The sequence below is a fragment of the Hydrocarboniphaga sp. FW305-C-57 genome (genome assembly GCF_058783045.1).
This window is the reverse complement of sequence record NZ_JBYSYG010000001.1, coordinates 889,910-907,640: the sequence shown is the minus strand read 5'-3', so window position 1 is coordinate 907,640 and position 17,731 is coordinate 889,910. Positions and strand designations below refer to the sequence as shown.

The 17,731-nt window shown below is 65.6% G+C and carries 15 protein-coding genes; 11 read left to right on the top strand and 4 right to left on the bottom strand.

Going from position 1 to position 17,731, the window contains the following annotated elements; genetic code table 11:
• The 4 genes from AC3WUM_RS04165 to AC3WUM_RS04150 are packed head-to-tail and all read left to right on the top strand — an operon-like array spanning position 1 to position 5,927.
• A complete protein-coding gene (locus AC3WUM_RS04165) occupies positions 1-738 on the top strand; it encodes an SDR family NAD(P)-dependent oxidoreductase (protein WP_492408872.1) in 738 nt (245 codons plus the stop codon).
• A gap of 8 nt (positions 739-746) precedes the next feature.
• The gene (locus tag AC3WUM_RS04160; protein WP_492408871.1) at positions 747-2,363 is read left to right on the top strand and encodes a bifunctional 3-(3-hydroxy-phenyl)propionate/3-hydroxycinnamic acid hydroxylase; all 1,617 of its coding nucleotides are present in this window, start codon (positions 747-749) and stop codon (positions 2,361-2,363) included.
• A gap of 33 nt (positions 2,364-2,396) precedes the next feature.
• Positions 2,397-4,922 (top strand): DUF1302 domain-containing protein, encoded by a 2,526-nt coding sequence (locus AC3WUM_RS04155; protein ID WP_492408870.1) that lies wholly within the window; start codon positions 2,397-2,399, stop codon positions 4,920-4,922.
• A 24-nt stretch (positions 4,923-4,946) separates the two neighbouring features.
• A complete protein-coding gene (locus AC3WUM_RS04150; protein WP_492408868.1) occupies positions 4,947-5,927 on the top strand; it encodes a phytanoyl-CoA dioxygenase family protein in 981 nt (326 codons plus the stop codon).
• 93 nt (positions 5,928-6,020) lie between these two features.
• Here the strand turns inward: AC3WUM_RS04150 and AC3WUM_RS04145 are convergent, their stop codons facing one another.
• A complete protein-coding gene (locus AC3WUM_RS04145) occupies positions 6,021-6,980 on the bottom strand; it encodes a LysR family transcriptional regulator (RefSeq protein WP_492408866.1) in 960 nt (319 codons plus the stop codon).
• Positions 6,981-7,389: 409 nt separating this feature from the next.
• Between AC3WUM_RS04145 and AC3WUM_RS04140 the strand changes: the two genes are divergently transcribed.
• From AC3WUM_RS04140 to AC3WUM_RS04125, 4 genes are all read left to right on the top strand, one after another.
• Positions 7,390-8,553 carry a transporter gene (locus tag AC3WUM_RS04140; protein ID WP_492408864.1) on the top strand — a complete coding sequence of 388 codons (1,164 nt, stop codon included), beginning with the start codon at positions 7,390-7,392 and terminating at the stop codon, positions 8,551-8,553.
• Between the two features lie 93 nt (positions 8,554-8,646).
• Positions 8,647-10,056, top strand: a complete 1,410-nt coding sequence (locus AC3WUM_RS04135) for a sulfatase family protein (protein ID WP_492408862.1) — start codon at positions 8,647-8,649, stop codon at positions 10,054-10,056.
• Between the two features lie 2 nt (positions 10,057-10,058).
• A complete protein-coding gene (locus AC3WUM_RS04130; protein ID WP_492408860.1) occupies positions 10,059-10,385 on the top strand; it encodes a hypothetical protein in 327 nt (108 codons plus the stop codon).
• Between the two features lie 100 nt (positions 10,386-10,485).
• Positions 10,486-11,235: a nuclear transport factor 2 family protein gene (locus tag AC3WUM_RS04125; RefSeq protein ID WP_492408859.1), complete on the top strand. Its 750-nt coding sequence runs from the start codon at positions 10,486-10,488 to the stop codon at positions 11,233-11,235.
• Between the two features lie 96 nt (positions 11,236-11,331).
• Here the strand turns inward: AC3WUM_RS04125 and AC3WUM_RS04120 are convergent, their stop codons facing one another.
• The 3 genes from AC3WUM_RS04120 to AC3WUM_RS04110 are packed head-to-tail and all read right to left on the bottom strand — an operon-like array spanning position 11,332 to position 14,363.
• A complete protein-coding gene (locus tag AC3WUM_RS04120) occupies positions 11,332-12,414 on the bottom strand; it encodes an MBL fold metallo-hydrolase (RefSeq protein ID WP_492408858.1) in 1,083 nt (360 codons plus the stop codon).
• Between the two features lie 31 nt (positions 12,415-12,445).
• A complete protein-coding gene (locus AC3WUM_RS04115) occupies positions 12,446-13,261 on the bottom strand; it encodes an NAD-dependent epimerase/dehydratase family protein (RefSeq protein ID WP_492408856.1) in 816 nt (271 codons plus the stop codon).
• 55 nt (positions 13,262-13,316) lie between these two features.
• Entirely contained in the window at positions 13,317-14,363 is a 1,047-nt protein-coding gene (locus tag AC3WUM_RS04110; RefSeq protein ID WP_492408855.1) for an aldo/keto reductase, read from the bottom strand.
• An 86-nt stretch (positions 14,364-14,449) separates the two neighbouring features.
• Between AC3WUM_RS04110 and AC3WUM_RS04105 the strand changes: the two genes are divergently transcribed.
• From AC3WUM_RS04105 to AC3WUM_RS04095, 3 genes are all read left to right on the top strand, one after another.
• The gene (locus tag AC3WUM_RS04105) at positions 14,450-15,007 is read left to right on the top strand and encodes a TetR/AcrR family transcriptional regulator (RefSeq protein ID WP_492408854.1); all 558 of its coding nucleotides are present in this window, start codon (positions 14,450-14,452) and stop codon (positions 15,005-15,007) included.
• Between the two features lie 109 nt (positions 15,008-15,116).
• The gene (locus AC3WUM_RS04100; RefSeq protein ID WP_492408852.1) at positions 15,117-16,298 is read left to right on the top strand and encodes a CoA transferase; all 1,182 of its coding nucleotides are present in this window, start codon (positions 15,117-15,119) and stop codon (positions 16,296-16,298) included.
• Positions 16,292-17,695, top strand: a complete 1,404-nt coding sequence (locus tag AC3WUM_RS04095) for an amidohydrolase family protein (RefSeq protein ID WP_492408851.1) — start codon at positions 16,292-16,294, stop codon at positions 17,693-17,695. The genes AC3WUM_RS04100 and AC3WUM_RS04095 overlap by 7 nt, the downstream gene beginning before the upstream one ends.
• Positions 17,696-17,731: the final 36 nt, after the last annotated feature.

The window sequence follows — 17,731 nt, the reverse complement described above, 5'->3', positions numbered from 1 at the left end:
ATGAATCCGCATTCCGCCAAGACAGCGGTCATCAGCGGCGGCTCCTCCGGCATCGGCCGGGCCTTCGTCGCGAAGCTGCATGCCAACGGCTGGCAGGTCTGCACCTGCGGCCGCGACGCCACCAAACTCGCCGCGCTCGAGCGCGAATTCCCAGGCGTTTTCACCATGGTTTGCGATGTCGCCGACCGCATCGCGGTTCGCCGCTTCGCGCAGCAGGTCGAAAGCCGTGCGGCCTCGATCGACCTGCTCATCAGCAATGCAGGCGGCTTGCGCGAAATCAATTTCGCCTCCGCCAATCTCGCGATGCTCGATCTGTCGGGCGAGCTGCGCAGCAACCTCGAAGGTGCGGTGAACCTGATCGCCGAATTCCTGCCGGCCCTGCGCGCTCGCGGAGAAGGCCGGCTGCTCGTGGTGAGCTCGGGCTACGCGCTCGCCCCGACCCAACGCGCGCCGCTGTATTCCGCCGCCAAGGCCGCGCTACACAGTCTCTGCCTGTCGCTGCGCGGACAGCTCGCTCCGATCGGCATCACGGTGACCGAGCTGCTGCCGCCCGTGGTCGATACGCCCGCAGTCGCGCACCGGTCGGTGCGCAAGCTGCGGGCCGATGATGTCGCGGCTGCGGCCCTGCGCGGCAGCTTCGCAGGCGTCGCCGAAGTGCGCCCCGGAATCGTGCGCGCTCTGCCGCTGATGCTGCGCCTGATGCCGGCGCTGGTCTCGCGCCTCGTCGCCCGCAGCTGAGCACCACGATGACACTCGATACTTCATCGCAGGCACAGCCCGCGGACGACGCCATCGAATCCGTCGACGTGCTCATCGTCGGCTATGGCCCGGTCGGGGCTGCGCTCGCGGCGCTGCTCGGCCGATATGGCGTCAGCACGCTCGTGGTCGACAAGGCCGCGGATATCCTGATGTCGCCGCGCGCCATCGCGCTCGACAACGAGGCGTTGCGCATTCTGCAGGCGGCCGGTCTCGGCGACGACGCTTTCGACAGGGTCGTGATTCCGCAGGTGCGCATGCTGTGCCCGCATGTGGGCCTGTTCGGGCGCGTGAACACCAGCGGCGACATCGACGGGCATCCCAAGCTCGTGACCTTCTATCAGCCCGATCTCGAGCGCGCCCTGCGTGCCGTGGTCACCGCGCAGGCCAGCGTACGCACGCTGCTCGCGACCGAGATGCTCGGCTTCGTCGACGAAGCCGAGACCGTGAACGTGGCTTTGCGTGAATCGGGTGGACGCGAACGCAGAGTGCGTGCGCGCTACCTGATCGGCGCCGATGGCGCCGGATCGCAGGTGCGCAAGGCGATCGGGCAGGAATTCACCGGACAGACCTATGCCGAAGACTGGCTGATCGTCGACGCGCGCAACGTGCCCGGCGACTTCGACCACGTCGAGTTTCTCTGCGATTCGCGGCGACCAACGCCGCACATGGTCGCACCGGGCGGACGCACACGCTGGGAGTTCATGCTGATGCCCGGCGAAACGCGTGAACAGATGGAGCGCGACGACACCATCAGAAGCCTGCTCTCGCAATGGACGAATGCACCCGATATCCGCATCGAGCGCAAGGCCGTGTACCGCTTCCATGCGCGCTGCTGCGAGCGCTTCTCGCGTGGCCGCGTCTTCCTGGTCGGCGATGCGGCGCATGTCACGCCGCCTTTCGTCGGCCAGGGCCTGGTGGCCGGTTTGCGCGACGCGCTGAATCTCGCCTGGAAGCTTGCTGCCGTCATCGATGGCCGCGCCGCGCCGGCAATCCTCGACAGTTACGACATCGAGCGCAGGCCGCACGCGGCGAAGATGATCCGGCTCGCCAAGTTCATGGGCAAGCTCGTCATGCCGCGCAGCAGGCTCATGGCGATCCTCGTGCACGGCAGCATGGCCGCACTGCGGCTGCTGCCTGCGCTGCGCCGGCACTTCGACGAACTCGGCATCAAGCCCAAGAACGAATTCGCCGACGGCCTGTTCGTGCGCGGCCGGCGGCGCGCCGGACTCAAGCGCGGAGCGCAGATTCCGCAGGGGCTAGTTCGCGGATCAGACGGCTGGGTGATGCTCAGCGACGATGCGCTCGGTAGCGGGCTCGTGCTCGTCGGCTTCGGTGTCGATGCGTCCGCGCATCTCACACCGGCCACGCGACAAGCCTGGGCCGCACTCGGCGGCAGCTCGCTACAGCTGCGCGCGCACGGCACAGCCGCGACCGACAGCGGGGCCTACGAATGCCTCGACGCGCAGTTGATGCCAGGAGCCGCCCCGGCCGGATGGTGCGCGGTCCTGAGGCCCGACCGCACCGTGCTGCACGACGGCCCCGCGAGCGAAGCCGATCGCCTGGTCCGCGCCTCGATCGATTTGCTGACACGGCGCAAGCCCTGATCGAGAACGACACCAGAAATCTGGGGGAGAACGATGGCCGACAAATTCGTGGCCCGCGCATGCCAGGCCCTGATCGTGCTCGCCGCGAGCGGCGCGGCCGACGCAGCCAGTTTCGAGGTTCCGATCGCCGGCGAGACGGCGACGGCGGTGCTCAACAATTCGCTGAGCTTCGGCGCCGGCGTTCGCACCGAAAGCCGCGCGAACAATCTGGTCGGAAAATCGAATCTCGATCCGATGCTGTGCACCGGACCGAACGGCGCCTACCAAAGCTGCCAGGGCTTGTTCAAGGACCAGCTGTTCCCGGCGCAGACGCTCGTCGCGGCGCCCGGAGCGGCCTCGATCAACAATGACGACGGCAATCTCAACTACGACAAGGGCGAGGTGTTCTCGGCCGTCACCAAGCTCGCGTCGGACCTCACGATCACGCGTGGCGACTACGGGCTGTTCGCACGCGCACTGTTCTTCTACGACGGCCGCAACGAGCAATTCACCGAGACGCATCCGAACCGCATCACCTCGCAGAACCGGCTCGAGGTCGGGCGCGCGACGCCGTCGTCGCCGCTGACGCTGCCCGATCCGATCGGCACGCTGCTCACACAACCGGCATCGCTGCTGACGGGCCTGATTTCGAGCAGGCCCTGGGGCCAGCCGAGCGATCGCGGGCGACTCTCCTACGGCCCCGGCGGCTACGTACGCGAACGCCGTGAAGACGGCGAAACCCTGCGCCAGATCGGTACCGATTTCCAGTTGCTCGACCTCAATTTCTTCGGCCAGCTTCCGATCGGAGACGAGCGGAATCTGAGCTTCAAGCTCGGGCGGCAGACCGTGAGCTGGGGCGAAAGCACCACGCTCGTCATCAACAGCCTCAACCAGGCCAACCCGGTCAACGCGAACAATCTCTATCGCATCGGCAAGAGCACCGAGGAAGTCTTCACGCCGATCAACATGGCCTTCGTGAGCCTGGAGCCCTTGAGCGGCATGAGCCTGGAAATGTTCTACCAGCTCGAATGGAAAAGCGTCGAAACCGTCGCGCCTGGAAGTTACTTCTCGGATCTCGATATCGGCACGAGCAACGCGGTGGATTCGATCAGCATCAGCACCGGCAATGTCGCCGAAGATGCCGAGCAGCTCGGCCGTCCGCTCGATTCACCACTCTCCGGGCTCAGCAACACCACCTCGAACATCGATCGCGTTTCCGATGCGCGTCCACGCACGAGCGGACAGTTCGGCGTGGCGCTCAAGTACTACTTCGAGTCGATCGGCTCCGGCGTCGAAGTCGGGCTCTACTTCATGAACTACCACTCGCGACTGCCGATCGCGAGCTTCTACGCCACGCAGGCGAGCTGCGCCCGCGCGCAAGGCAACCCGCTCGGCATCGACGCGACCGACCTGCTTTCGTTTCTGGCAGCCTGCCCGGACATTCCGTTCCTGCATGCGCTGACGTCGCCGGGCGACTCGGCCGCCGGTGCGACCGACAGCGCGGCACCGCTCGATACTGCGCGCTTCCAGCTCGAGTATCCCGAGGACATCCACCTGATCGGCGCGAGCTTCAACACCACGATCGGCGACTACGCGCTACAGGGCGAGATCGCGTTCCGCCCGAATCTGCCGCTGCAGATCGATACGCAGGATATGGCTTTCGCGGCCTTCGGTCCGACGCTCACGAGCTGCCACGATCGCACGGTCGGCTGCGCGGGTTCGGCCGGCCTGCTCAATGTCGGCATCGGCTATGACGCCGACGGCAATGCGATCAACTACGGCAACAGCGACTTCGTCGACGCCAACGGCGACCGTCCGTATCCCGACCTCGTCAACGTCGGCATCGGCCACGTGCCCGGATCGGCGCGCGCGTTTCCGAGCTTCGTGACGGCGTATCGCGGTGGCGTGGTCGGCGACAACGCCCCGTGCTCGCCGAGCATGACGCTCGCCGATTACCATCGCGGAGCCGACTGCTACATCGCCGGCTACGAACGCGAGGCGGTCTATCAGTTCAACCTCGGCGTCTCGCGCGTGCTGTCGCCGGACAATTGGGTCCGGGCCGATCAGATCATCGTCGTCGGCGAATGGGGCGCGACCTGGGTTCCGGGCCTGCCCGCGCTCGATAAGCTCCAGTTCGAAGCGCCGGGAACCTACACCCACGCGAGCGCCGGCGCGGACGGCTCGGGTGCCGATGGCAGTCGCCAGGCCTGCTCGCTCAATCCGAGCTGCAGCTACGGCGCCGATGGCATTCGCTTCAATCCGCATCAGCAGGATCGCGATCTGTTTCCGGATCGCTTCTCGACCGGCTATCGCGTGATCGGCATCTTCAGCTACGAGAGCGTGCTGCCCAGCATCAGCCTCAAGCCGACCTTGAGCTGGGCCCACGACGTGCTCGGCACCGCACCGGGACCGGGCGGCAATTTCGTCGAAGGCCGCAAGCAGGCCGATGCGCTCGTGGAAGCGCGCTATCGCGATTCGTTGTCGCTCACGCTCGGCTATACCTGGTTCTTCGGCGCCGGCATGGCCAACCTGATGCGCGATCGAGACTACGCGCAAGCCTTCGTTCGCTACCAGTTCTGACCCCGCTCTCGACGGAGAATGACGATGACGTATCCGACCCCGCCGCTGCGGCGACTTACCGATGCCGAGATTCGGCGCTATCACGAAGATGGCGTGCTGATGGTCCAGCAGGCGATCGCGCCGAACTGGCTTGCGCTGATCGAAAGCGGCGTCGAGCACGCGCGCTCGGCGCTGTCGGTGCAGGGGCGCTTCATGTCACGCAAGACGCGCGGCTACCAGATGGATACGTTTCTCTGGAAGCGCATCGACGAGCTTCGCGATGCCATCTACTACGGTCCGTTCGCGCACTGGGCCCAGCAGCTGCTGGGCTCCGAACAAGTGCGCTTCTTCTACGACCAGATGTTTGTGAAAGAACCCGGGACCGATGCACCGACACCCTGGCATCAGGATCTGTCGTTCTGGCCTATCCGTGGCGAGCAGATCACCTCGTTCTGGATTCCGCTCGATCCGGTGACGCGTGAAAGCAGTGGCCTGCTCTACGTCAAAGGCTCGCATCGCTGGCCGCAACGATTCAAGGCGATATCGCCGGACTACGTCGCGGCGATCATCGACGAGCAGATGAGCGATGTGCCGGACATCAACGCCAACCCGGAGCTCTACGAGCTGCTCGATTGGGAGATGGTGCCGGGCGATATCCTGATGTTCCATCCGCTCACGCTGCACGGCAGCTACGGCAACCGTCATCGGAGCCGGCGGCGCCGCGCACTTGCATTGCGCTGGACCGGAGACGATGTGGTCTGGGCGCCGTCGGCCAAGCGCATGCCGGTTCACTTCAGGCACGACTCATTGCCAGGAGGCGCATTACGCGGAGCCGCATTCCCGCGCATCCTGCCCGTCTGCGATCCGCTGGAGCGCAAAGCACGCGAGGTTCCGGAGCGGCCCAGCACCACGCAGCTGCTGTGCTCCGGCCTCAACAACGCAGTGGCTGCGGCCCAGCTGAAATTGCGCCCGACTCCGCTAAAGCTCGAACAAACTTGGACACCGCCCGCAGATCGCGGGCCATAGCCTGCGCGGGATCGCCTTCACGGAGCACAGCGCTTTTCCTCCGCCGTGGCGAGCGCGGTGACGGAACCCTCATGTCGATACGCGCTGCCGCTTTCAGCTTTTCTTCGGTGAGCGGCGAGGAGCGAGTTTTCCGGTCGGCGATGCCAAGTGCGATGCGCCTCGGCGCATCATGTCGCAGAAGTGTTCCGCAGCCGGCGTCAGCGGCAAGGCATTACGCCGCACCATGCAGATCGCGGGCGCTGGCGCGATCTCGTCGATCGGAATCGGCACCAGGGTGTCGGTCCATAGTGGCGATTGCACCCAGCTCAGCGGAACCAGCATGAGCAGATCGCTCTGAAATACGACCAGCATCATCGACAGTGCGGAATGCACCTTCACGGCGGGCTGCGGAACCGGAAGTCCGTGATGCGCGAACAGGGCCGTGAGATCGCTGCCGACGCTGCCCGAGATGACGATGGAGGCCCACTCGGCCTGCGCGAGATCGCTCAACGACCTGGCTTTTGCAAGTGGATGGTCCTTTCGACCGACGACGACGTGCGTACTGTCGAACAGTTTCTCGATGCGGAAATCGCTGCTGACCTGCTCGGGAACGGGACCAACGTAGCAGTCGATGACGCCATTGCGCAGCTCGCTTTCTATGCGGGCGAACATGCCGTCGATTATTTCGATCTTCACCTTCGGATAGCGCTTGCGAAATGCCGCCATGGCGTCCGGAAGCAGCGTGATCTGCGCAACCGACGATAGCGCGACACGGATGCTTCCCTGCCCGTGTCCACGCAGTTGCTCGAGTTCTTCATGGGCGCGCTGCAGTTCCGCTTGAACGCCTTTGACACGGCCGTAGAAGACTTTGCCCAGTTCGGTCAGCTGGGTGCCGGTCGCGCTGCGTTCGAACAGCTCCAGATCCAGTTTCCGCTCGAGCTCGCGGATGTTGCGGCTGATCGTCGGCTGTGCCGTACCGAGATGACGCGCAGCCGCACGCAAGCTGCCACGTTCGACCACTTCGAGGAAATCCCTCAGCGCGGAGAGCTTGGTGATCGACAGTAGCTGATTCATTTTCTTATGCAGCTCGAAGATTCAGGCATCTTCGATTATATGCCGCAGCAACATAGAGTTTACCCGGCACTTCGTGACCATCGGCAATCCAGACCGAAGGCCCGATGTCCGGAGAGAAGAAACCATGTTCCTGACGACACCTCGTCGCACTGGCTTGATTGCGCAGCAACGAGTCGTGGCAGAGCACGCCACGACCTGTCCTCGCTCTTCCCCATCGCCGGTGATGAACACCCTGCTCACGTTCACGACCAGCAGTCTGCCTGGCGAAGCCGACTAGCCCCGACGCAAGGCTGTACACCGCGACCATCGATCGCGTTATCGATTGCAAAGAACAAAGTGCGCGCTGCCCGAACGGGTTTCCCGGAGACAGCGTTGCCGAAAGATTCAACAAAGACATCGGAGGAGATTCATGAGCAGCAAAGCGGGATTCTTCCCAATGGGGCCGGCCGCCCTTTTCCTGGCCCTCGAAGCACTGTTGTGGAGTCCCGCGTCGACAGCCGCCGAAGGATATCGCCTGCGCCAGGCTGGCCTACCGGTTCTCGGTGGAGAGATGGCCGCCGATATCGAACAGGTTGGCTTCTTCGGCACTGCGGCAATGGCCTATCTCGACTCCTACGAAGTGGTGGACGACAAAGGCCATCACATCTCGGTTCCCGGTCAGACGATCCCCTTGCCGACCGGCATTGCGACGGGCGGTGCAATTCCTGACGGCACCTACAACGTCGACGTGGGATCCGCAGCGATCGACTATCGGCAGCTTTCGCAGCAGTATCGTTTCATCATCGGCTACCTTTTCGACACCGGCGTCGAACGAAACCGCCTGGGCGTCAGCCTGAGCCGCGCTTATCAGCGCATGGATCGAGAGGTTTCGATCTCGCAGCAAACAGTACAGCTGCGACCGGAACCGTCACCATCGCTGCCCCCCGCCCTGCAAGCAGGATTGAACGCATCGCTGAATCGTGTGGTCACGCAAGTCTCTGGCGCGCAGCAGGCCGAACTCGATGCCCAGAACCGTGAGGTCGGCGGCTTGAGCGACAGTGTGTTCGCATTCTTCTTCACGCGGACGAGCGCTGACAGACGCTTCAGGTACGGCATCGATCTGGCGGTGGCGATTCCGGATGGCGAGTACCGCAGCGATCGTGCTCCCAACCCGAGCCTCAACTACTACACCAGCCGACTCGAGACCGCGATGGTGTATTCGTTCGGGCCTCAGTACTACGACAGCTTTTCGGGCATCACCGTGGGCAATCGTACGGGTTACGGCTGGAACACGATCAACAAGGACACCGAGATCAGGACGGGGCAGTTCTTCAACACCGAGTTCGCGATCGAAAAAGTGGTCGGTCGCTTCGCATTCGGGTTCAACGTGGTAGCCGTGATCCAGACCACCGACGACAGCGGGTCCGGAGCGCCCGAACGACCTTTCCGGCTTCGCACCTACAGCGGCGGGCCCTTCGCGGCGATACGCATCGCCGAGCACGCGGGCATCAACATCAGCTATGCGGATACTTTCTATGCGCGTAACGCACAGGTCAGCCGCGGTGTGGCGCTGCGTCTGATCCGAACCTGGTAGGCACTTGCCGGACCGACATCCGCCGGGAGAAAGGCCGATGCACATGAATTCCACAACAGAATTGACCTCGACGAAATCAACGGGAGCCAGGGCATGAGCATGTCGCGTCGCAAGTTGCTCGGCGGCATCGGTGCGGCGACCGCCGCGGGAGCCATCGGCCTCGGCTTCGGCATGCGCAGCCGCAAGCAGCCCAGGCTCGAACTGTCTGCCGTCGCGGGCAGCAAGGCCTACAACATCCTGCTCGTGACCAGCGACCAGGAGCAGGCCTGGTCGCTGCTGCCGGCCGGTTTCATCGATACGCATTGTCCCGGCCGCGCCCGGCTGCAGCGCGAATCGCTGAGCTTCTCTCGGGCACTCACGCCCACGCCGGTCTGCTCGACCGCTCGCGCCGTGCTCTATACGGGCCAGCACTCCCAGAACAACGGAGTCTGGGACAACATCCCGCTGCCTTACGCCCCTTCGCTCAAGCGCGATGCGCCGACGCTCGGCACACTCATGGGAGCTGCGGGCTATCACACCGCCTACTTCGGCAAATGGCATCTGAGCCGGCTCTATGGACGCAAGCACGCGGCCTGGACGCCGGAGCAGGTGCGCGACGAGATCCAGAGCTTCGGCTTCGACGAAGTGGGCACCACGCACGAGCTCGACGGCGTGCTCGGCGGCCATCGCGACGACACCGAGACCACCGACCGGGCGGTGGCTTTCCTGCAGCGCAAGGCGGACCGCGACCCACCCTGGTTCGCGGCCGTCAACATCGTCAACCCGCACGACATCATGTATTTCACGTCGGGGCCCGAGATGACGGCCACCCGCAAGATCAACTATCCCGACGAGCTCGCCAGACCGCCGCAGACCGCGCTCTACCAGCAAGACCTCGGCTATCCCCTGCCCGCCAATTTCGGGCCGGTGGACCTGAGCACCCGGGTTCCCGCCGCGATCGAATACGCGCTCTGCGACGAGATCGCGATGGGCCGGTTGCCCTACGAGAACGAGCAGGCCTGCCGCGAGTTCGTGAATTACTACTACAACTGCATTCGCGAGAGCGATCTGCACATCGTGCGGCTGCTCGATGCGCTCGATGCGAGCGGCCAGGCCGGCAACACCATCGTGATCTTCACGGCGGACCACGGCGAGATGCTCGGCGTGCACGGACTGCGAGGCAAAGGCGCGTTGCCGTATCGCGAAGCCATGCAGGTGCCGCTGCTCGTGCATCACCCGCAGTTCGCCGGCACAGCGTCGACGCCGGCGCTCGCGAGTCACATCGACATGGCGCCGACGCTGCTCGGCCTGGCCGGCGTGTCGCCCGCCACGGTGCAGCGCGAAGTACCCGAGCTGGTCGGTTGCGACTTGAGCGGCGTCATCCTGCGCCGTGACGGGTCAGCGCCGCGCACGAATGGCGACGACGGCATCCTGCTGCACTGGACCAGTCTCATCTATCAGGATCACGTCCCGCGCTGGCTTTCGACGAGGAACGCCAGAAGAGCGGTGCGACGAGCCTGCTGAGCTTGCGCAAACCGCAGTTCCGCGGACTGCTCGGCAAGCGCGGCCAGATGCGCGGCGTCTACGACGGTCGCTACAAGTTCGCACGCTATTTCGCGCCGAACGAGCATCACACGCCACGCTCCTGGCAGGAACTACTCGCGCGCAACGACCTGGAGCTCTACGACACGCTCGAAGACCCGGGCGAAACCCGCAACCTCGCCCACGAGCCCGAGGCGGTGCGCGAACTCGTGATGACCATGAACGCCAAGCTCAACCGGCTGGTCCAGCGCGAGGTCGGCAGCGACGACGGCCGTCACCTGCCCGGACCCGGATTCTTATGGCGGGCCTGACCATCACCATCGGCGAACCGATCCTCTTCGTCTTCCACGGCGCCCGGCGTCGGAGCAGAGAGCATTCTCCAATGCCACGAAGCGCCTTACGCCAGCAGCCTTGCCGATCGACGGAGCCGCCACCGAGGACGATCGCATCGTGAAGTCTGCAAGGATCCTCTCAACCCTACTTTTCGCGCTGTCGTTCGGCCCTGCGCCCACCAACGCGGCGGAAACATTCAGCACCACGCCGGCCACTACCGTGAACGCCACTTACCAAGCCCGCTCCGACATCGGTCAACTCATTCTCAAGTGGGGATACTTTCGAGACCACGGCATGTGGTCCGACTTGCTCGATACCTTCCACGCCGATGGCGAGATTCAGGTTTCGTGGTTCAAGGGAAAATTTCCAGGCTTCGTCGACGCTTCCAGGGCGATGGCACAAGGCGGAGCGATGTCGTCCCATGTCATGAAGCCCTCGATCGTCGACATCGCCGGTGATCGCGCGATTGCGATCACACCGGTCACGATCCAGGCGAGAGCACTCGGGCCGCTCGGCATCGAGCTCGATGTGAGCTCTGAAGCGCAGTTCTTCGACTTCGTCGAGAAGAGGGCCGATGCCTGGCGGATCGCGCGCCGGTTCTGCATCTATCAGAAAGACAGAATGGATAGCGTCGGGCCTTCCCTGAGATTCTGGTTGATCGGCTTCTTCATGAACGAGGATGCCTTCCCCCCCGCCTATCGTTATCTGGCCTTGTCGCTGAGCCAGAAGGGATATTCGATACAACCGGGGCAGATCGTGGACAACACCGACGAGTCGCGCGCACTTTATGCCGAGGGCAGGCAATGGCTGTCGCAGGCTGGCCGTTGAGAACCACCCGACACGAATTGCGCCGACTCCGCAAAGCCTGAGCGGATTTCGACGAGGCCATCCGCGGATTGCGCCAGAGTCCGCACGCGCCCGCTGTCATCGGAGCGCGGCGTCTTTCCTCCACCATGCCGAGCCCGGCACCGGAGCAAGCATGTCGATGCGCTCGCCCATCACAGGTGTGGTCAGCGCGACGCCGTGCGCGGCCGCCAGCGCGGCGACGCGCTCGAAGGGCTGTTCCCAGGGATGCAACGCGAGATCGAAAGTGCCGTTGTGGATCGGCAGCAGCCAGCGGCCGCGCAGATCGAGATGGGCTTGCAGGGTCTCTTCGGGCTGCATATGCACGAAGGCCCAGCGCTCATCGTAGGCACCGGTTTCCATTAGCGTCAGATCGAACGGCCCGTAGGCATCGCCGATTCTCTTGAAGCCGTCGAAGTAGCCGCTGTCACCGCTGAAGAACACGCGCAGGTCCGCGTCCTGGATGACCCACGAAGCCCACAGGCTGCGATCCGTGTCGGTCAGGCCGCGACCCGAGAAGTGCTGCGCCGGCGTGGCCGTCAATCGCAGGCCGTCGACTTCGGTCGATTGCCACCAGTCCAGCTGCTCGACCTTGGCCGGATCGACTCCCCAGGCGATCAGTTGATCACCGACACCCAGGGGCGCGACGAAGCGGCCGGTCTTGGCGGCCAGCTGCATGACGGCGGCCTGGTCGAGATGATCGTAGTGATTGTGCGAAAGGATCACGCCCGCGATCGGCGGCAGGTTTTCGATCGCGATGGGCGGCGCATGAAAGCGCGCGGGGCCGGCCCACTGCACCGGTGAGGCACGCTCGGAAAACACCGGGTCGGTGATCCAGTAGCGTCCGCGGAGCTTCATGAGCACGGTCGAATGTCCCAGGCGATACAGGCTGCGCTCGGGCGCCGCCTGCAGTTGCTCGAGATCGAGGGCGCGCACGGGAATCGGCCGGTCCGGCGTCGTGCCCTTGGGCTTCGCGAAGAAGAAGGTCCAGGTCAGCTTCATGCCCTGCCACAGGCCCATCGGTGGGCGCGGCAGCGCGTTGTGGAAGCGCCCGTCTCGTTGTTGCTGAGATTCCGAATAGCGGGAAGGTGAGCTTTGGAAATAGGCGACGCAGGCAGTCACGGCAAGAACTCCAAGCAGGACGACGAACAATAGGCGTTTCACGGCTCGCCCGGGACCGGACATCGCTGAAAATTCAAAGTGCGTTCTCACGCGCCGCTTGATAGGCCGTCGCGACCATCGGGTGAAAACCCAGGCTGCGCGCGAGCGCTCCATCGATCTGGCCCCACCACGGGTTCGCCAGGGGTTCCGACGACGGCGGTATCGATTCACCGACCAGCGTTGCGATTTCGTAAATCGACATCGGCGATTCGTCGGTGACATTGACGATGCGCCGGTCCATCGCACCTTCCAGCGCGAGCTTGACGATCGTCGCAACATCGCGATGGTGAATCATGCTGAGCCTGCTCGCGGGATGCCACTTGTACGCACCGACCAGTTTGGGCACCGATTGCAGATGACCGTCGTCGTCGCCGTAGACGAAGCTGAGGCGCAGGATCGACCAGTTGAGATTGCTGGCGCGGAGCTCGTTCTCGGCCGCGAGCTTGCTCGCCGGATACGCCAGCTGGGGATCGGCGGCATCGTCTTCGCGGCCAGGCCGCTGGCCGTGCGCGTCATAGACCAGGCCCGTGCTCGCCATGATGAAGCGTGCCTGCGGCGCGAACTGCTGGGCCGCGGCGATGAGCTGGCGGCTGCCTTCGAGGTTGGCCTTCCAGATCTCGTCGGTATCGGCCGTGCGGAACACGGCGGCCAGATGCACGATTGCCGAAACGCCTTCGACGGCGGACGCGAGCGAAGCCGGATCGAAAAGGTCTCCGACCACCGGGATCACGCCGGACGGAAGCTCCTTGCCGGCGCGCACGAGCGCTCGGCATTCCACTCCCGACTCGACCAGGCGCCGCAACAAACGCGAGCCCACGAGGCCCGTACCACCCGTTACCAAGATCGTCATGATTACGTCCTTAATTTTGCGTTGAATTCCGTTGATCTCTGCCGACGGCCTGCGATCAGGCGGCGGCGAGCTTGACGCCGCTGACCGCGGCCATGCGCGCGAGAGCCGCAGGGTCCGAGATGCCCTGGATATCGCGGCGCGGCGTATAGGAAGCTTCCAATTGGCTCGCCTCGTCATCGTCCAGATCGATCGACAGCGCCGCGATGGCCTCATCGATATGAGCGGCGTCGAGAACGCCCACGACAGGCGCGGCGACGACGCGATTGCGGTGCAGCCAGGCCAGCGCGATCTGCGCACGGCTCACACCGCGCGCCGCGGCGACGGCGCCTACGGCATCGATGATCTTCCGATCGCTCGCCTGCGTGTCGGCATGTTCATGCAGCACGGCGGCGAACGGCTCCGCTTCCGAGCGCGCCGTCGCAACGCCCCAGGGCCGGGCGAGCCGGCCGCGCGCGAGTGGGCTGTAGACGAGCGTCTGCACGCCTTCGTCGAAGCACAGCGGCAACATCTCGCGCTCTTCCTCGCGCGCGAGCAGGTTGTAGTGGTTCTGCATCGACACGAACTTGGCCCAGCCATTGGCTTTCTGCAGATGGCGCGCCTTGGAGAATTCCCAGGCCATCATCGACGACGCGCCGAGATAGCGGACCTTGCCGATCTTCACGAGATCATGCAGCGCCTCGAGCGTTTCCTCCCACGGCGTGGTCGGGTCCGCGCGATGGATCTGGTAGAGATCGATGTAGTCGGTGCGCAGCCGTCTGAGGCTATGGTCGATCTCGGTCATGATCGCCTTGCGTGACAGCCCCCGGGCATTGGGCCCCGCACGCATGGGCGCCGCCAGCTTGGTGGCGATCACCACGCTCTCGCGCCGGGCGAAGTCCTTCAGCGCCCGACCGAAGGTTTCTTCGCTCGTGCCCTGCGAGTACAGATTGGCGGTGTCGAAGAAGTTGATGCCGGCTTCGATCGCGTGACGGATCAGGGCGCGGCCGGCCTGCTCGCCGAGAGCCCAGCTCGGATGGCCCCGCGACGGATCGCCAAAACCCATGCAACCGATACAGATCGGAGAAATCTCGAGACCCGTGCGGCCGAGCTTGATGTATTGCATAGTGCCTCCCGGTGGGCTAAAAAACGGAAAATTCTCCGTTTACGCAACCACCGTACCGGAGAACTCTCCGGTTGGTCAAGGACACCATGAGCGACGACAATCTGCGTGCTGACGCAAAAGCCAATCGAGACCGCATTCTCGATGTCGCGCGCGATGCGCTGTCCGCCGATCCGCAAGCCTCGCTCAACTCGATCGCCAAGTCGGCCGGCGTCGGTGCCGGCACGCTGTATCGGCATTTTCCGAACCGTGAATCCCTGGTTCTGAGCGTGTACCGAAAGGAGATCGATGCCCTGGTCGCGCTCGCTCCGTCGCTGCTCGCCAAGCACCCGCCGCTGGCGGCCTTCCGGCTGTGGTGCGACCGGCTCGCCCGCTTCGGGCGCATGAAGCACGGCGTCGCCGATACCTTGCACGTGGCGATGGCCGGCCAGGATTTCCAGGCCAACTACCAGAAGCTGCTGCTGGCCCTGGGCCAGCTCATGGACGCCTGCAAGAGCGCTGGCGAGCTCGCGCCCGACGCCGACCCCGAGGACTTCGTCATGCTGATGAGTTCGCTCTGGAAAATACCGCCGACCCAGGCCGGCGAAGCGCGCGCGAAACGACTGATGGCGACGGTTTTTCGCGGCATGGGCGCCAGGGACGTCTAGAAACGTCCTGCGTCGCGCGCACGTAGCCGAGCGCCGCAGGGCGGCAGCCCTGCGGCGACGCAAACCGAATGGCTCGTGGTCCCCACGTTTTTTGCGGACAATCGCGCTCATGACTTCTCCCGCCATCCCGCTCGCGGACATCGCCGATGCCTGGCTTCGCCGTCTGGCCCGTCTCAGCGGGGCGCCCGCGCTGCAGTCGCTAGATGGACCGACATTGCTCGGCGAACGCGCGACGCTGGCCGGCTACCGCGTTCCGGGGCGCATCGCCGCATCGGCCAATTGCGAGCTGTTCGACGCCGCCGACGACGCCATCGCGCTGAGCCTGAGCCGGGCGACGGACTGCGAGCTGCTGCCCGCCCTGTTCGAACGCGACGACGTCGATGCCGGCGACGATGCGGCGATCGCCGGGCTCATCGCGCAAAGCCGCGCCGCGAGCCTGGTCGAACGCGGTCGCCTGCTCGGGCTCGCGATTTCGGCCGTGCATGCCGCGGAGCCCGACGATGCCGAACCGAGCGTTCGCCTGCGCGACGGCCTGCCGGCGATACGTGACGATGGCAGGCCGCCGCGCGTCGTCGATCTGTCCGCGCTCTGGGCCGGGCCCTTGTGCGGCCATCTGCTGTGGCTCGCAGGCGCCGAAGTCATCAAGGTCGAGAGCCTGCGCAGGCCCGACGCGATGCGCGGCGGCGCGCCGGATTTCTTCTCCCTGCTCAATCAGGGCAAGGCCAGCGTCGTGCTCGATTTCGCCGATGCGGCGCAGCTGCGGGCCTTGCATGGCCTGATCGAGAGCGCCGACATCGTCATCGAGGCCGCGCGCCCCCGCGCACTGCGCCAGCTCGGCATCGACGCGGAGCGCTTCGTCGCCGAAGTACCGGGGCTGAACTGGATTTCGATCACCGGCCACGGCGCGACCGGCGAGACCGCGAACTGGATCGGCTTCGGCGACGATTGCGGCGTCGCGGCCGGGCTTTCGGCGGCGCTCGAAGATGCAAGCGGCAGCATCGGCTTCGTCGGCGATGCGATCGCCGATCCCTTGACCGGCATCTACGCCGCGATGCTCGCCTTCGAAGCCTGGCGCTCGCGCCGCGGCGGGCGCCAGTCGCTGGCAATGAGCGGTGTCGCCGCGCATGCGCTCGGGAGCGCGCGCCGGGCCGCGCCCCAGGCGCTCGCCGACGATCTGCGCGCCTGGAGCGCGGCGGTCGGCGAGCCGTTCGCGCGCACGCGCATCCGCGCGTTCGCGGCGGCCGCCGAATTCGGCCGCGACACCTCGCGCTACGCAAGCCTCGCATGCTGATCCGCAACGCCGAACTCGAAGACGGCACGATCGCCGACCTGCGCCTGCGCGATGGGCGCATCGCCGCAATCGGCAAGCTCGATCACGACGAAAGCGAGCCGTGCATCGATGCGAACGGCGGCCTGCTGATTCCGGGCCTGCACGATCACCACCTGCACCTGATGGCGCTCGCGGCCTCGTTCGAATCGCTGCGCTGCGGCCCGCCCGAAGTCGTGGACGCGCAGGGCTTCACGCAATGCCTGCGGCAAGCGCCCGGCAGCGGCTGGCTGCGCGGCACCGGCTATCACGAAAGCCTCTGCGGCCTGCTCGACGCGGCGACGCTCGATGCGATCGTGCGCGAGCGCCCGCTGCGCATCCAGCATCGCTCGGGCCGCATGTGGTTCTTCAATTCGATGGCGCTCGAGCGGCTGCTGTCGGCTGCGCCGGCGCCGCCGGGGCTCGAACGCATCGACGGCCGCTATACGGGCCGGCTGTTCGATTCCGATGCCTGGCTCAAGCAGGCCTTGCGCAGCGAGCCGCCCGCGCTCGCGCGCGTCGGCCGCGAACTCGCCGCCGTCGGCGTGACCGGCGTCACCGACATGTCGCCGCGCAACGATGCCTTCATGGCCGCGCATTTCGCGGCCCAGCGGGCCTGCGGCGCCCTGCCTCAGCGCCTGCTGCTCGCGGGCCTGCCCGAGCTCGCCGGGCTCGCCCTTGCGCCCGGCATCCGGCTCGGCGCGGTGAAGCTGCATCTGCACGAGGCCGATTTCGCTCCGCTCGACGAGGCCGCCGCGCTGATCCGGCTCGCGCACGAGCAGGGCCGGCCGATCGCGATCCACTGCGCGACCGAAGTCGAGCTCGCCTACGCGATCGCCGCGATCGACGAGGCCGGAGCTCGCAAGGGCGACCGCATCGAACACGCCTCGGTCGCCTCCGACGCCTTCGTCGACGAGATCGCGCGCCTGGGCCTGGCCGTCGTCAGCCAGCCGCACTTCGTGTCCGAGCGCGGCGACGAGTATCGCCAGGCGATGGACGCCGCCGAGCTGCCGCAGCTATACCGGCTGCGCTCGTTCCTGAGCGCCGGGGTGACGCTCGCGGCCGGCAGCGATTCGGCTTTCGGGCATTGGGACGCCTGGGCCTCGATGAGCGCCGCGGTTTCGCGCCGCACGCGCAGCGGCCATCTGATCGGCGCCGACGAGGCGCTGACGCCCGAGCAGGCGCTGGACTGCTATCTGCGCGACCCGGAAGCCCTGCACGAGCGCCGGCGCATCGAGCTCGGCCGCGTCGCCGATCTCTGCCTGCTCGACCGCGGCTGGACCCGCGCCCGCACCGATCTGCGCCGCGAACTCGTGAGGGCGACTTTCATCGCTGGCGCGGTGGTGTATTCCGATTCCATTCAAGCACGTGAACGTGCATAGAATGGCGGCGAACAGACGGGCCTCAGGGCTCCTTTC

Excerpts from the sequence above, each read along its gene's own strand:
- AC3WUM_RS04165 (WP_492408872.1), top strand. The coding sequence starts at position 1 with ATGAATCCGCATTCCGCCAAGACAGCGGTCATCAGCGGCGGCTCCTCC.
- AC3WUM_RS04160 (WP_492408871.1), top strand. The coding sequence starts at position 747 with ATGACACTCGATACTTCATCGCAGGCACAGCCCGCGGACGACGCCATC.
- AC3WUM_RS04155 (WP_492408870.1), top strand. The coding sequence starts at position 2,397 with ATGGCCGACAAATTCGTGGCCCGCGCATGCCAGGCCCTGATCGTGCTC.
- AC3WUM_RS04150 (WP_492408868.1), top strand. The coding sequence starts at position 4,947 with ATGACGTATCCGACCCCGCCGCTGCGGCGACTTACCGATGCCGAGATT.
- AC3WUM_RS04145 (WP_492408866.1), bottom strand. The coding sequence starts at position 6,980 with ATGAATCAGCTACTGTCGATCACCAAGCTCTCCGCGCTGAGGGATTTC.
- AC3WUM_RS04140 (WP_492408864.1), top strand. The coding sequence starts at position 7,390 with ATGAGCAGCAAAGCGGGATTCTTCCCAATGGGGCCGGCCGCCCTTTTC.
- AC3WUM_RS04135 (WP_492408862.1), top strand. The coding sequence starts at position 8,647 with ATGAGCATGTCGCGTCGCAAGTTGCTCGGCGGCATCGGTGCGGCGACC.
- AC3WUM_RS04115 (WP_492408856.1), bottom strand. The coding sequence starts at position 13,261 with ATGACGATCTTGGTAACGGGTGGTACGGGCCTCGTGGGCTCGCGTTTG.
- AC3WUM_RS04110 (WP_492408855.1), bottom strand. The coding sequence starts at position 14,363 with ATGCAATACATCAAGCTCGGCCGCACGGGTCTCGAGATTTCTCCGATC.
- AC3WUM_RS04105 (WP_492408854.1), top strand. The coding sequence starts at position 14,450 with ATGAGCGACGACAATCTGCGTGCTGACGCAAAAGCCAATCGAGACCGC.
- AC3WUM_RS04100 (WP_492408852.1), top strand. The coding sequence starts at position 15,117 with ATGACTTCTCCCGCCATCCCGCTCGCGGACATCGCCGATGCCTGGCTT.
- AC3WUM_RS04095 (WP_492408851.1), top strand. The coding sequence starts at position 16,292 with ATGCTGATCCGCAACGCCGAACTCGAAGACGGCACGATCGCCGACCTG.